Source organism: Rhizobium sp. Leaf311, from assembly GCF_001423445.1.
GTDB lineage: Bacteria > Pseudomonadota > Alphaproteobacteria > Rhizobiales > Rhizobiaceae > Agrobacterium.
On record NZ_LMNZ01000001.1, the window covers coordinates 774,738 to 788,725 of the forward strand.

The window sequence follows — 13,988 nt, forward strand, 5'->3', positions numbered from 1 at the left end:
AAATGGTAAGCCGTATTGACCGAGGCCCGGTCGCGGAATGGTTCTGGACCATCGACCGTTTCTTCCTGACTGCGTTCATCGCTCTCATGGGCATCGGGCTGATGCTGTCCTTTGCGGCATCGCCAGCGGTGGCTGAGCGTATCGGTCTCAACAGCTTCTTTTTCGTCGAGCGGCAGGCGATGTTCATGGTGCCATCTTTGGCGATCATGATCGGCCTTTCGTTTCTCTCGCCCCGACAGGTGCGCCGCGTTGCCGTCATCATGCTCGTGGCCTCCCTGCTGATGATGATCTTTGCGCTGTTCTTCGGTATAGAGGTCAAGGGTGCCCGTCGCTGGATTTCCATCGGCAGCTTTTCCATTCAGCCTTCCGAATTCATGAAACCCGCTTTCGTCATCGTCTGCGCGTGGCTGTTTGCGGAACGGGCACGTCATCCGGAAATTCCCGGCAATCTCTTTGCCATCATCACCTTCGGCATCGTTGCCGCACTTCTCATCGCCCAGCCGGACTTCGGTCAGACCATCCTGACATCCGTTGTCTGGGGTGGAATGTTCTTCATGGCTGGCGTTCCCTGGTTCTGGATCATCATGCTGGGTGGCCTCGGCGTCGGCGGCATCATCACCGCCTATCTGATGTTGCCGCACGTGGCCGGTCGTATCGACCGGTTCTGGACGGGCGAGGGCGACACGTTCCAGGTGGATACGGCGCGCGAAGCCATCATCCGTGGCAACTGGTTCGGTCAGGGGCCGGGCGAGGGCATCGTCAAGCGCATCATTCCCGATAGCCACACCGACTTTATCTTTTCCGTCGCGGCGGAAGAATTCGGCATCCTGTTCTGCATGTTGCTGGTGATGATCTTTGCCTTCATCGTGTTGCGCGGCCTGGCCCATGCATTCAAGGAAAAGGACGATTTCGTCCGCTTTGCGGTGGCTGGTCTGGTGTTGCAGATCGGTATGCAGTCGATGATCAATATCGGCGTCAATCTTGAACTCATGCCCGCCAAGGGCATGACGCTGCCGCTGATTTCCTATGGTGGTTCCTCGATGATGGCGATCTGCGTCACAGCTGGCTTCCTTCTGGCCTTGACACGACATCGCCCCGAAAAACGGGCCCAGGAACGCAGTTTCTTCCGGGTCAATGCAGGGCTTCCTGCGGAGTAAAGAGTATGAGCAAAGGCATCGTTCTGCTTGCCGCCGGGGGAACCGGCGGCCATGTGTTTCCGGCCGAGGCATTGGCTTACGAGTTGAAGGCGCGAGGCTATTCCGTCCATCTCGTTACCGACAGCCGCGCTGAACGCTACGCGGGCACGTTCCCGGCGGATGAGATCCATGTCGTGCCGTCCGCAACCATCGGATCCAAGAACCCGATTTCCGTGGCCAAGGCGCTGCTGAAACTCTGGACCGGCCTTCGTGCCGCGCGCCGCCTGGTGACAAAGCTGAAGCCGGTTGCCGTCGTGGGTTTTGGTGGTTATCCAACCGTGCCGCCGCTTCTGGCGTCCACTGGTCTTGGCATACCTTCACTCATTCATGAGCAGAATGCCGTGATGGGCCGTGCCAACAAGGCGCTGGCGAAGAGAGTCAAGGCAATCGCAGGCGGGTTCTTGCCGGAAGGCAAGGGGCAATATGCCGACAAGACGGTGGCGACGGGCAACCCGGTGCGGCCAGCCGTGCTTTCTGCTGCCGATGTCTCCTACACTCCTTCCAGCGCAGGCGAGCCGTTTCAGCTGGTCGTCTTCGGCGGAAGCCAGGGCGCGCAGTTTTTCTCAGGCGCCGTGCCAGCGGCCATCTGCCTGATGCCGAACGAGATGCGTTCCCGCATCACCGTAACCCAGCAGGCCAGACCCGAAGACAAGGACAGCGTGACAGCGTCCTACGCAAAGCTCGGCGTAAAGGCGGATATTTCGCCTTTCTTCGGTGATATGGCGCAGCGCATAGCAGATGCCGATCTCGTCATCAGCCGTTCAGGGGCATCCACGGTTTCGGAGCTTTCCGTCATCGGACGTCCCTCGGTGCTGGTGCCTTATCCGCACGCACTCGACCACGATCAGGCCGCCAATGCTGCGGCACTTTCCGCTGCTGGCGGCGCGAGCGTCATCAAGCAATCCGAGCTGTCACCGCAAAAGCTGTCGGCGCTGCTCAGCGATGCGATGAACGATCCGGAGCGCCTGGCGCAGACGGCGGCAGCAGCCAAGGCGACCGGCAAGCCGGACGCGGCGCAACGGCTGGCCGATCTTGTGGAGGCGATTGCCGCCGGGCAGTCCGTCCAGCAATTCAAATTGAAGAATAAAGAAGGAGTGCATCCATGAAGATGCCGAAAGCCATAGGTCTTGTCCATTTCATCGGTATAGGCGGGATCGGCATGAGCGGTATTGCCGAGGTGCTTCACAATCTCGGTCATCGCGTGCAGGGCTCCGACCAGGCAGACAGCGCCAATGTGCAGCGTCTGCGGGAGAAGGGCATCGAGGTGTTCGTCGGTCAGACGGCCGAGAACCTTGGCGATGCCGAAGTTGTTGTTGTCTCGACCGCCATCAAGAAGAACAACCCGGAGCTGATTGCAGCGCGCGAGAAGCATCTGCCGATCGTTCGTCGTGCCGAAATGCTGGCTGAACTGATGCGCTTCCGCAACGCGATTGCCATCGGCGGCACGCATGGCAAGACGACGACCACCTCCATGGTTGCCGCGTTGCTTGAGGCAGGCAATCTTGATCCGACCGTCATCAACGGCGGCATCATCAACGCCTATGGCACCAATGCCCGCATGGGCGAGGGCGAGTGGATGGTTGTCGAGGCCGACGAATCGGACGGCACCTTCCTGAAGCTTCCTGCCGACGTTGCCGTCATCACCAATATCGATCCGGAACATCTGGATCATTATGGCAATTTCGATGCCGTCCGCGCCGCATTCCGTCAGTTCGTGGAAAACGTGCCCTTCTATGGTTTTGGCGTCATGTGCCTCGATCACCCTGAAGTGCAGACGTTGGTTGGCAAGATCGAAGACAGAAAGGTCATTACCTACGGCGAAAACCCGCAGGCCGATGTGCGCTTTTCCAATGTCCGAATCGATGGCGTCCGCTCCATCTTCGATGTGGAGATTCGCCGCCGCCGCACAGGCAAGATCTACAGTTTCAAGGATCTGGTCCTGCCGATGCCCGGCCGTCACAACGTTTCGAACGCGACGGCTGCGATTGCGGTGGCAAACCGTCTGGGTATCTCCGAGGACGACATCAAGAAGGGGCTGGGCTCCTTCGGTGGCGTGAAGCGTCGCTTCACCCTGACGGGCGAGTCCAATGGCGTTCAGGTCTTCGACGATTACGGACACCACCCCGTCGAGATCAAGGCAGTGCTCAAGGCGGCCCGCGAGGCTTGCAGCGGGCGCATCATTGCCGTGCATCAGCCGCATCGCTATTCGCGGCTTGCCAGCCTGTTTGAAGATTTTGCGCATTGTTTCAACGATGCGGACACAATTCTTCTTGCTCCGGTTTATGCCGCAGGCGAAGATGCAATCGATGGGGTGAATTCCGAAACGCTCGTTTCAGCCACAAAGGCTGCCGGACATCGGGACGCGCGCCATCTCGCCTCTCGCGACGATCTGGCAAGAACCGTCGCAGCCATTGCAAATCCCGGTGATTTCGTGGTTCTGTTGGGGGCTGGTAATATTACGCAGTGGGCGGCAGCGCTGCCCTCGGAATTGGATAGCATTTCAGGAAAGTCTGCATGAGACAGGTGGATGGGGTAAAGTTGCTGGAGAGGTTCGGCGACGGAGTAAAGGAACTCAGAGGACGTTTGACGCCGGACAGTCCCATGGACCGCGTGACGTGGTTCAGAGCAGGTGGCCTGGCGGAGCTGATGTTCCAGCCCCATGATACCGACGATCTCGTTGCCTTCCTTAAAATTCTGCCGGAAGACGTTCCGCTGACGGTTGTCGGCGTTGGCTCGAACCTTCTGGTGCGCGATGGCGGTATTCCAGGCGTGGTCGTGCGTCTTTCCGCCAAGGGTTTTGGGCAGGTGGAACTGGCGGGTGAAAACCGCATCAAGGCCGGTGCGATCTGCCCGGACAAGCATATTGCAGCCATGGCCATGGATAATGGCATTGGCGGCTTTCACTTCTATTACGGCATTCCCGGTTCCATCGGTGGCGCTCTGCGCATGAATGCTGGCGCTAATGGCGGCGAAACGCGCGAGCGCGTGGTGGAAGTGTATGCGGTGGACCGGCAGGGCAATGCCCATGTCCTTTCCAACGCTGATATGGGCTATAGCTACCGCCATTCGGACGCGTCGAAGGATCTGATCTTCACGGGCGCTCTGTTTGAGGGCTATCCCGAAGACCGTGCGAAAATCCGCGCCGACATGGATGCGGTTCGTCATCATCGCGAAACGGTTCAGCCAATCCGTGAGCAGACCGGCGGTTCGACCTTCAAGAACCCCGAGGGACATTCCGCCTGGAGCCTCATTGACGAGGCTGGTGGTCGTGGCATGGTCATTGGCGGTGCGCAGATGTCATCGCTCCACTGCAACTTCATGATCAATACCGGCCACGCGACCGGCTATGATCTCGAATATCTTGGCGAAGCGGTTCGCAAGCGCGTCTTCGAACATTCCGGCATTCGTCTGGAATGGGAAATCAAGCGTCTGGGATTGTTCATGCCCGGTCGTGAGGTTGAGCCGTTTCTCGGGGCATAGCGACCAGATTTCCCAAAATCGTCCATTTTGGAAAGAACAAAAAAGCCCGCGAAGCCAATGACTTCGCGGGCTTTTCTCTGTGTTTGATTCCGGTTCAGACTTCGTTTTTGCCGGACATGAAGATGCAGGCCAGCGTGATGAGCGCGGCGACGCAGAGATAGTAACCGACATAGCTCATGCCGTAATTCACCTGCAGCGAGGTGGCGATGTAGGGCGCAAGCGACGCACCGAAAATGCCAGCCATGTTGAAGGTGATGGACGAACCCGTGTAGCGCACGGATGTCGGGAAGGGGGCGGCCAGAGCCGTTCCGATCAAGCCATATGTCATGCCCATGAGCGCCATGGAGAGGGCCGCGAAGATGAAGATGGAGCCTTCGCCGCTTGTCATAAGGCTCGGCAGCAGGAAGGAGAAGGCAGCGATCAATACGGTCGTTGCAATCAGGACTTCACGACGGCCGAAGCGTTCTGCCAGCTTTCCAGCGATGGGAATGAAGATGCCGAAGAGGATGGAGCCCAGGATCTGCACTTCCAGCGCATCAAGGAAGGGAATCTTCAGGACCTTGACGTTGTAGGAAAGCAGATAGGCTGTGCCGATGTAGAACAGCACGAAGGTGGCCAGAGCAACGAAGGTGCCAAGCGCGAGGCTGCGCTTGTGATTGCGGAAAAGCTCCGCAACAGGCACTGCAACGCGTTCCTGCTTGTCGATTGCTTTCTGGAAGGCCGGTGTTTCGGTGATGGAAAGACGCACCCAAAGGCCGACAGCGATCAGGATGATCGATGCGACGAAGGGAATGCGCCATCCCCAGCTGAGAAGGGCTTCCTGAGACATGAAGTGCAGCAGGATCCAGAAGACGCCGGAAGAGAGAAAGAGACCAAGCGGCGCGCCCAGCTGCGGGAACATGCCGTACCAGCTGCGCTTGCCCGGAGGTGCATTTTCCGTTGCCAGCAGAACCGCGCCACCCCATTCACCACCAAGGCCGAAGCCCTGACCGAAGCGGCAAAGTGCCAGCAGCAGAGGTGCCATCACGCCAACAGTCTCATAGGTCGGCAGCAGGCCGATGATGACGGTGGACACGCCCATGGTCAGCAGTGCTGCAACGAGCGTCGTTTTGCGCCCGATGCGGTCGCCATAATGGCCGAATACGACGGCCCCGAGTGGACGTGCGAAGAAGGCGATGGAGAAAGTCGCAAATGACGCAAGAAGCGCGGTCATCGGATCGTTGTTGGGGAAGAACAACGTCGGGAACACGAGCACTGCTGCGGTCGCATAAACGTAGAAATCGAAAAACTCGATGGTCGTGCCGACCACGCTGGCAGTAAGAACTCGTGCAGGCGAATTTGTCTTTACATCGTTCGCATTGTCAGCGGGCGGCGATACGGGAGATATCGCGTCGGTCATCATATGGGTTCCATTGTTAAGTAACACTTATCACTCTGGGAAGAGATTGTGCTGCGTTAACGCAATTTTCAGACGTTTGAAACGCCTTAAGCGCAATAATTTGTAAAAAATGACGGGTTCCGGCGGCGAAATGCATTGGAAGGCAGAGGTCTGGTCTGTTTTTCCGGGAAACAGCGGCAGCCTTTCAAAGAGGTTTTCTGACCCAAAATTGGTTGGGGAAAAATGCCGTCCGTTAACGAATCAGCCTTGCTTTTCTCCGGGTGGCTTTGCGCCCGCGCAAGAATTTTATTTCGCCTGCCTGCAATTCTGAATCTTGCATTGGCTGCAACTCTCTGATTCCAAGGAAGGAATCCGGGCCTCATGTGATTCTTTAAGAAAAATCGCATCATGGGCGCCACTGGTTAACGAAAGTAAACACTTCATTAACCTTAATGGCGCTTAGTGAATGGTAACGGAGCGGGCGAGAGAATCGCAGGGCTGACGAAGGTTCTGCTGATCTCGTTCATGTGATTTTTGTGTCAGAGGTTTTCATGAGCGGCAAACACGTAGCTGTTCTTATGGGTGGGTTTTCTTCGGAGCGGCCGGTCAGCCTCTCATCGGGAGAGGCTTGCGCATCGGCTCTCGAAGGCGAGGGCTACAAGGTTACGCGTGTCGATGTGGATCGCAATATCGCCGCAACGCTGGCTGCCTTGCGTCCCGATGTCGCTTTCAACGCCCTCCACGGCCCCTATGGGGAAGATGGCACCATCCAGGGTATCCTCGAATATCTCGAAATTCCCTATACCCATTCCGGCGTTCTTGCCTCTTCGCTGGCGATGAACAAGTCGCTCGCGAAGAAGATTGCGGCGGCAGCAGGCATTCCCGTTGCGCCAGAGAAAATTCTTAATCGTTTCGATATCGGCAACAAGCATCCGCTTGATCCACCTTACGTCGTCAAGCCTGTGCGCGAAGGCTCCAGCTTCGGTGTCGTCATCGTCAAGGAAGACCAGTCTCATCCGCCACAGATTTTGGGATCTGCGGAATGGCGCTATGGCGACGAGGTCATGGCCGAGCGCTACATTGCCGGACGCGAGTTTACCTGCGGCGTCATGAATGGCGAAGCCTTGGGCGTGACCGAGGTTTTGCCGATGGGCCACGCCTTTTATGATTATGATGCGAAATACGCCAAAGGTGGTTCAAAACACATCATTCCGGCGGAAATTTCACCGAAAATTTACCAAAAAATCCAATCATTGGCGGTCATGGCGCATCAGGTGATTGGCTGCCGTGGCGTGAGCCGTTCCGACTTCCGCTACGACGATCGTTTCTCAGAAGAAGGCGAACTTATCTGGCTGGAGGTCAATACTCAGCCAGGCATGACGCCAACCTCCCTTGTGCCGGAAATGGCAGCTCATGCAGGACGCTCCTTCGGTGAGCTGGTCCGCTGGATGGTGGAGGACGCTTCGTGTTCGCGATAGCAGGCAAAAAGTCGGCAGCAAGAAAGCGCGAGCAATTCGCCTCGGGGTCCACTGACGAGCGGATGGTTCTGCCACGCCCGTTTCGCAAGGGCTTTCGCTTCATCGTTTCGCTGGCGACCGGGCGTATTCACATTCCCGCCCACACGGGAACGCTTGCCACCGTTGGCTTCTTTTCCGTGATCGGTCTCTATGGCATGTCTCTGGGCGGCCATACGGATGTCGTTGCGCAGGCGACAACATCCGCCGCCGGGTTTGCCATTGAAGACGTCAAGGTTTCTGGCAACATCCAGACATCTGAAATCGATGTCTTCCAGCTGCTCGGGCTGGATGGCGCAACCTCGTTGATCGCGCTTGATGTCAATGCTGCCCGCAAGAAGCTGACCGAGCTTCCCTGGGTAGAGGACGTCGATGTTCGCAAGATCTACCCGAAGACGATCGAGGTTCGCTTGAAGGAGCGGCAGGCTTTCGGCATCTGGCAGCACGGTTCGGAACTGTCGCTCATTGAAAAGAGCGGCAGCGTGATCGCTCCGCTGCGCGATAATAAATATGCCGGATTGCCGCTGTTTGTCGGTCGCGATGCCGAAACCGGTGCCGCAGGCTTCGTCGATGAACTGGCCGACTGGCCTGAAATCCGCAACCGCGTGCGGGCCTATGTTCGCATCGCCGGACGCCGCTGGGATTTGCATCTGGACAACGGCATCGTGGTCAAGCTGCCGGAAGAAAACGTGCCGAAGGCGCTGCAACTGCTTTCTCGCATGGACATGGAAGAAAAGGTTCTTTCGCGTGATGTCGCGGCGGTTGATCTGCGCCTGCCGGACCGCACCACGGTTCAATTGACCGAAGGTGCGGCAGAGCGCCGCCAGAAGGCGGTCGAAGCACGTTCGAAGGCACTCAAGGCTGCGGAGAAGAACACATGAGCTTTTTCGGTTCTTCCCATTTCGGCCTTCCGCGCCTGAAGCCTTTGTCTTCGAAGCGCAGTCATGTGGTGTCGGTCCTCGATATCGGTTCGACAAAGGTCGTTTGCATGATCGGTCGTCTCACTCCGCGTGAGGAAACCGAAGTTCTGCCGGGCCGCACGCACAAGGTCGAGGTCATCGGCATTGGCCACCAGCGTTCGCGCGGTGTGAAGTCCGGCGTCATTGCCGATCTGGATGCGCTGGAAGGCGTCATTCGTCTGGCTGTTGATGCAGCCGAGCGCATGGCAGGTTTGACCGTTGACAGCCTGATCGTGAATGTCTCTGCAGGGCGTTTGGCCAGCGACATCTATACGGCCAGCATCGATCTGGGCGGCCAGGAAGTCGAATCGGGCGATCTTCGCAAGGTTCTGATCGCCGCAAGCCAGCAATCGCTGCGGCAGGATCGCGCCATTCTGCACTCGCTGCCAACAGGCTATTCGCTGGATGGTGAGCGCGGCATTCGTGATCCGCTTTCCATGTATGGCGATATGCTGGGCGTGGACATGCATGTGGTGACAGCCGAGCGCACCGCGCTGAAGAACCTGGAATTGTGCATCAACCGCGCTCACTTGTCTGTCGAGGGCATTGTTGCGACCCCTTATGCCAGCGGCCTTGCGGCTCTGGTGGATGATGAAGTCGAGCTTGGCTGTGCTGCCATCGACATGGGCGGCGGCACGACGACGATTTCGGTTTTCGCCGAAGGTCGTCTTGTCCATACCGACGCCATTGGTCTTGGCGGTCATCATGTCACCACGGATCTGGCGCGTGGTCTGTCCACGCGCATCGAAGATGCCGAGCGTTTGAAGGTGGTGCACGGGTCTGCACTCGCCAATGGAGCGGATGATCGCGATCTGATCGCCGTGCCGCCTATCGGAGAGGACGACCGCGACCAGCCTTCGCAGGTTTCGCGGGCGCTTGTCAGCCGCATCGTTCGGGCACGAATCGAAGAAACATTGGAACTCATTCGCGACCGTATCCAGAAATCGGGATTCAGCCCGATTGTCGGCAAGCGCGTGGTTCTGACGGGTGGCGCCAGCCAGCTGACCGGTCTGCCTGAAACGGCGCGGCGCATTCTGGCCCGCAATGTACGTATCGGCCGCCCGATGGGCGTGTCCGGTCTGCCGGTCGCGGCCAAGGGCCCGGCCTTTTCTACAGCCTGCGGGCTGATGATTTATCCGCAGATCGCGGACATCGAAATCCATGCGGCGCAGAGCGGAATGTTCTCGCCGTTCGGAACGGGTAGCGGCCGGATTGCCCGCGTAGGGCAATGGCTGAAGGAAAGTTTCTGACCTCTGTCTCGAGTAACCGACAGAGGACTGAGTGAAGTTTGATTAAGAATTGGCCTGCGGGGCGATGCGGCCAGAGAAAGAAGGAATGTTATTATGACGATACAGCTGCAAAAGCCGGATATCACCGAGCTGAAGCCACGCATCACCGTTTTCGGCGTTGGCGGTGGCGGCGGTAACGCTGTCAACAACATGATCACGGCTGGCCTCCAGGGCGTCGACTTTGTCGTTGCCAACACGGATGCACAGGCTCTGACGATGACGAAGGCAGACCGGGTCATCCAGCTCGGCGTCAACGTTACCGAAGGTCTCGGCGCCGGTTCCCAGCCTGAAGTCGGTCGCGCTGCTGCCGAAGAGTGCATCGATGAAATCATCGACCACCTGAACGGCACGCATATGTGCTTCGTCACAGCCGGCATGGGCGGTGGTACCGGCACCGGTGCTGCTCCAGTCGTTGCACAGGCTGCCCGCAACAAGGGCATTCTGACGGTTGGCGTCGTGACCAAGCCTTTCCACTTTGAAGGCGGTCGCCGTATGCGTCTGGCCGAACAGGGCATCGAGGAACTGCAGAAGTCCGTCGATACGCTGATCGTTATTCCGAACCAGAACCTCTTCCGTATTGCCAACGACAAGACGACCTTTGCCGATGCCTTCGCAATGGCTGACCAGGTTCTCTATTCGGGCGTTGCCTGCATCACCGATCTGATGGTGAAGGAAGGTCTTATCAACCTCGACTTCGCCGACGTTCGCTCGGTCATGCGCGAAATGGGCCGTGCAATGATGGGTACCGGCGAGGCTTCCGGCCAGGGCCGTGCAATGCAGGCTGCCGAAGCCGCGATTGCAAACCCGCTGCTGGACGAAACATCGATGAAGGGTGCGCAGGGTCTCCTGATCTCCATCACCGGTGGTCGCGACATGACCCTGTTCGAAGTGGACGAAGCTGCGACACGTATTCGCGAAGAAGTCGATCCGGATGCGAACATCATCCTCGGCGCAACCTTCGATGAAGCTCTCGAAGGCCTCATCCGCGTCTCCGTCGTTGCCACCGGCATCGACCGTGTACCTGGCCAGATGGAACAGAACATCGCGGAAATGCGTGCTGCTGCCGCTGCAAAGCCAGTTATCCGTCCTTCCGCGGCCGTTGCTTCTGCTCCGGCCGCAGTTCAGCCTGCCGCAGTCTCGCAGGCACCAAAGACCGTAGACCCTATCGCCCAGACCATCCGTTCGGCTGAAGTCGAAATGGAACGGGAGCTGGCACTGGCCGCTGCTGAACAGCAGCTTCGTCAGGCCCAGGCAGAAGCCGAATTCCGTCCCCAGAGCAAGCTGTTCGCTTCTGCTCCAGCGGAAGCACCGGTTGCTGCTCGCCCCGCAGCACCGGTGCACGCCGCCCCGGCGCCTGCCTATCATGCCCCGGAACAGGTCGCAGCACCTGCTCCACGTATGCAGCAGGCCCCGGCGCCGGTTTACCACGAGCCCGCTCCAGTCGCCCGTGCGCCTGAGCCGGTCCGTATGCCCAAGGTCGAGGATTTTCCTCCAGTCGTGAAGGCTGAGATGGATCACCGCGCCCACCCGGCCTCTGCGGTTCCGGAAGAGCGTGGCCCGATGGGTCTTCTCAAGCGGATCACCAACTCGCTTGGCCGTCGTGAAGAAGAGGAATCCGTTCCTTCCGACATGATGGACGCGCCGAGCATGGCTCCACAGCAGCGCCGTCCGCTGTCGCAAGAGGCAAGCCTCTATGCACCACGCCGCGGCAATCTGGATGATCATGGCCGCCAGACGCCATCTTCCGCCAGCCAGCACGAAGACGATCAGCTGGAAATTCCAGCCTTCCTTCGCCGCCAGTCGAACTGATGGCATAAACAGAGTCGTGACTTTGCACGATGTGGTACCCGGGCTCGAAAGCGCCCGGGTATTTCAGTTTCATGACATCTGCCACGCTGCTTTTCCACAAGCTTTTTCAATGCGTTGTGTCTGTTACAAAGCGACATTAACAGTGATTTGAGATGGCCACGAACAGTGCGTATGTATGAGCATGAGACGAGGATGGAACACGGCACGGCTCGTGTTTATTTCCCTCGGTTGAAATTCGGATCGCGCCGGTGTAGCAGGCAGGTCCGCACGAAAAGGCTATACTCGCATGACCATCGGACTGCTCGGTTTCCAGACAACTATCGCCAATCCTGTTCAGCTCAAGGGCATTGGCGTTCATTCGGGCAATCCGGTGTCCATGACCTTCCAGCCAGCGGAAGCGGGTACAGGCATCGTTTTCAGCCGCCAGTATGAAAATGGAACCTCGGTCGAGCTCAAGGCCGTATCCGCCAATGTCGGCAATACGGATCTCTGCACGGTTATCGGTCGCTCGCTCCCTGAGTCGATCGCCACTGTCGAGCACGTCATGGCGGGCATCTATGCAATGGGTATCGACAATCTCATCGTTGAAGTCGATGGTCCCGAAGTTCCGATCATGGACGGCAGCTCCGCGCCATTCATCGAAGCCATCGAATCGGTTGGCATCAAGAACCTTGGTGTGAAGCGTCGCTACATCAGGGTGACCAAGCCGGTGCGCATCGAAGCCGGTGCCTCCTGGGCCGAATTCCGCCCCTATGACGGCACGCGGTTCGAGGTCGAGATCGATTTCGACACGCCGCTGATCGGCCGCCAGATCTGGCAGGGTGATCTTACTGCCGAGACCTTCAAGAACGAGCTGTCGCGTGCACGCACCTTCGGCTTCATGCGGGATGTTGAGCGCCTGTGGGCTGCCGGTTACGCGCTTGGCTCTGCACTTGAGAATTCCGTCGTCATTTCCGATGATCACACTGTCATTAACATGGAAGGCCTGCGTTACGAGAAGGACGAGTTCGTCCGTCACAAGACGCTGGATGCCGTTGGCGACCTGGCGCTTGCGGGCGCGCAGTTCATCGGTTGCTACCGTTCCTATCGCGGTGGTCACAAGGTCAATGCCAATGCATTGAAGGCATTGCTGAGCGATCCGACGGCTTATGAAATTGTCGAGGCACCTGCTGCCCGTCATCCCGTTGTCCGGGCTCGGGAATTCGTAGCTGTGCAGCAGCCTGAGTTTGCGCCCTGGTCTGCGTAATCAATATAATCTGGAAATTGAAAGCCGTCCTTCCGGGCGGCTTTTTTGCATGTCGATGAGTAGGTTTAAGCGAGTAACAGAGGCAAAAACGCGCTCTCGGGGCAGAGATAATCATCAGCTTCAGGTCGCCATGCCATAAAAATGCGTTATTGCGTCATCATTGCGTTGCCCTGCAGACGCTTTTATGGCTAGAAACGCCACTGGAAAAGCCGATGTTCTGTATTTACGCAGGAAGTGGGAACTGACGAATGAAGCGTGTAGTGTCTGGTGCGATGAATGGTACGGTGCGGGGAGCTCTCGTATCGCTGATGCTGATTGGCGCCGGAACGCTGGTAACATCCTGCCAGTCTGACCCCGATATCGACATCACCAAGCTTGGCGTTGAGACCGATCCGCCGGACGTTCTGTACAAGCAGGGTCTTGCCAACATGAATGCTGGCAACATGACCGAGGCTGGTCGCAAGTTTTCCGCTATCGACAAGCAGTATCCCTTCACGGAGTGGGGCCAGAAGGCTCTCGTGATGAACACCTTCATCGCAACCCGCCAGAACAAGAATGATGTGGCGATTTCGTCCGGTACGCGCTTTCTCAAGCAGTATCCGCGCGCAAAAGACGCGGCTTATGTTCAGTACATGATCGGTCTTGCCTATTCCAAGCAGATCGCCGACGTCACGCAGGATCAGCGCGCTGCACAGCGCACGATCGAAGCGATGAACAAGGTGGTCACCGATTACCCTGATTCGGAATATGTCGCCGATGCGCAGGCAAAAATCCGCTTTGCGCGTGACCAGCTCGCTGGTCGCGAAATGCAGGTCGGCCGTTATTACCTTGAGCGCAAGGAATATCTGGCAGCTGTTTCCCGCTTCCGCATCGTTGTGGAGCAGTACCAGAACACCAACCAGATCGAAGAAGCCCTGGCACGTCTGACCGAAGCCTATTATGCGATGGGTCTGGCAGACGAAGCGCAGACGGCAGCGGCGGTTCTCGGCAACAACTACCCTGACAGCGAATGGTATCAAGACTCGTACAAGCTCCTCAAGGGGCAGGGGCTTGAGCCTCGCGAGAACAAGGAATCCTGGATTTCTCGCGCCGGTAAAAAACTGGTGGGAGCCTGAGG

Annotated in this window: 11 protein-coding genes; 10 read left to right on the top strand and 1 reads right to left on the bottom strand. The window is 58.0% G+C overall.

Annotated elements, in window-relative coordinates; all coding sequences use genetic code 11:
* Positions 1-2: 2 nt before the first annotated feature.
* From ftsW to murB, 4 genes are read left to right on the top strand one after another with little or no spacing between them, the layout of a single operon-like run.
* The gene (gene ftsW, locus ASF69_RS03645; protein WP_062585340.1) at positions 3-1,157 is read left to right on the top strand and encodes a putative lipid II flippase FtsW; all 1,155 of its coding nucleotides are present in this window, start codon (positions 3-5) and stop codon (positions 1,155-1,157) included.
* 5 nt (positions 1,158-1,162) lie between these two features.
* Positions 1,163-2,302 (top strand): undecaprenyldiphospho-muramoylpentapeptide beta-N-acetylglucosaminyltransferase, encoded by a 1,140-nt coding sequence (murG, locus tag ASF69_RS03650; RefSeq protein ID WP_062585341.1) that lies wholly within the window; start codon positions 1,163-1,165, stop codon positions 2,300-2,302.
* Positions 2,299-3,714, top strand: coding sequence for a UDP-N-acetylmuramate--L-alanine ligase (murC, locus tag ASF69_RS03655; protein WP_062585342.1), 1,416 nt, complete (start codon positions 2,299-2,301; stop codon positions 3,712-3,714). The genes murG and murC overlap by 4 nt, the downstream gene beginning before the upstream one ends.
* Complete coding sequence (gene murB / locus ASF69_RS03660) at positions 3,711-4,676, top strand: UDP-N-acetylmuramate dehydrogenase (RefSeq protein WP_062585347.1); 966 nt, start codon at positions 3,711-3,713, stop codon at positions 4,674-4,676. Before murC ends, murB begins: the two co-directional genes overlap by 4 nt.
* A 94-nt stretch (positions 4,677-4,770) precedes the next feature.
* Here murB and ASF69_RS03665 read toward each other — a convergent pair whose 3' ends face one another.
* On the bottom strand, positions 4,771-6,075 hold the full coding sequence (locus ASF69_RS03665) for an MFS transporter (RefSeq protein WP_062585670.1): 1,305 nt from the start codon (positions 6,073-6,075) through the stop codon (positions 4,771-4,773).
* Between the two features lie 530 nt (positions 6,076-6,605).
* Here ASF69_RS03665 and ASF69_RS03670 point away from each other — a divergent pair.
* From ASF69_RS03670 to ASF69_RS03695, 6 genes are all read left to right on the top strand, one after another.
* Positions 6,606-7,532, top strand: coding sequence for a D-alanine--D-alanine ligase (locus ASF69_RS03670; RefSeq protein ID WP_062585349.1), 927 nt, complete (start codon positions 6,606-6,608; stop codon positions 7,530-7,532).
* Positions 7,529-8,449, top strand: a complete 921-nt coding sequence (locus ASF69_RS03675) for a cell division protein FtsQ/DivIB (RefSeq protein WP_244475387.1) — start codon at positions 7,529-7,531, stop codon at positions 8,447-8,449. Before ASF69_RS03670 ends, ASF69_RS03675 begins: the two co-directional genes overlap by 4 nt.
* Positions 8,446-9,777, top strand: a complete 1,332-nt coding sequence (gene ftsA, locus ASF69_RS03680) for a cell division protein FtsA (RefSeq protein ID WP_062585353.1) — start codon at positions 8,446-8,448, stop codon at positions 9,775-9,777. The genes ASF69_RS03675 and ftsA overlap by 4 nt, the downstream gene beginning before the upstream one ends.
* Before the next feature lie 93 nt (positions 9,778-9,870).
* A complete protein-coding gene (gene ftsZ, locus ASF69_RS03685) occupies positions 9,871-11,625 on the top strand; it encodes a cell division protein FtsZ (RefSeq protein WP_062585354.1) in 1,755 nt (584 codons plus the stop codon).
* 286 nt (positions 11,626-11,911) lie between these two features.
* Complete coding sequence (gene lpxC / locus ASF69_RS03690; RefSeq protein ID WP_062585360.1) at positions 11,912-12,871, top strand: UDP-3-O-acyl-N-acetylglucosamine deacetylase; 960 nt, start codon at positions 11,912-11,914, stop codon at positions 12,869-12,871.
* Positions 12,872-13,119: 248 nt separating this feature from the next.
* Positions 13,120-13,986: an outer membrane protein assembly factor BamD gene (locus tag ASF69_RS03695; protein ID WP_082469609.1), complete on the top strand. Its 867-nt coding sequence runs from the start codon at positions 13,120-13,122 to the stop codon at positions 13,984-13,986.
* The last annotated feature ends 2 nt before the right edge of the window (positions 13,987-13,988 follow it).

Excerpts from the sequence above, each read along its gene's own strand:
- ftsW (WP_062585340.1), top strand. The coding sequence starts at position 3 with ATGGTAAGCCGTATTGACCGAGGCCCGGTCGCGGAATGGTTCTGGACC.
- murG (WP_062585341.1), top strand. The coding sequence starts at position 1,163 with ATGAGCAAAGGCATCGTTCTGCTTGCCGCCGGGGGAACCGGCGGCCAT.
- murC (WP_062585342.1), top strand. The coding sequence starts at position 2,299 with ATGAAGATGCCGAAAGCCATAGGTCTTGTCCATTTCATCGGTATAGGC.
- murB (WP_062585347.1), top strand. The coding sequence starts at position 3,711 with ATGAGACAGGTGGATGGGGTAAAGTTGCTGGAGAGGTTCGGCGACGGA.
- ASF69_RS03665 (WP_062585670.1), bottom strand. The coding sequence starts at position 6,075 with ATGACCGACGCGATATCTCCCGTATCGCCGCCCGCTGACAATGCGAAC.
- ASF69_RS03670 (WP_062585349.1), top strand. The coding sequence starts at position 6,606 with ATGAGCGGCAAACACGTAGCTGTTCTTATGGGTGGGTTTTCTTCGGAG.
- ftsA (WP_062585353.1), top strand. The coding sequence starts at position 8,446 with ATGAGCTTTTTCGGTTCTTCCCATTTCGGCCTTCCGCGCCTGAAGCCT.
- ftsZ (WP_062585354.1), top strand. The coding sequence starts at position 9,871 with ATGACGATACAGCTGCAAAAGCCGGATATCACCGAGCTGAAGCCACGC.
- lpxC (WP_062585360.1), top strand. The coding sequence starts at position 11,912 with ATGACCATCGGACTGCTCGGTTTCCAGACAACTATCGCCAATCCTGTT.
- ASF69_RS03695 (WP_082469609.1), top strand. The coding sequence starts at position 13,120 with ATGAAGCGTGTAGTGTCTGGTGCGATGAATGGTACGGTGCGGGGAGCT.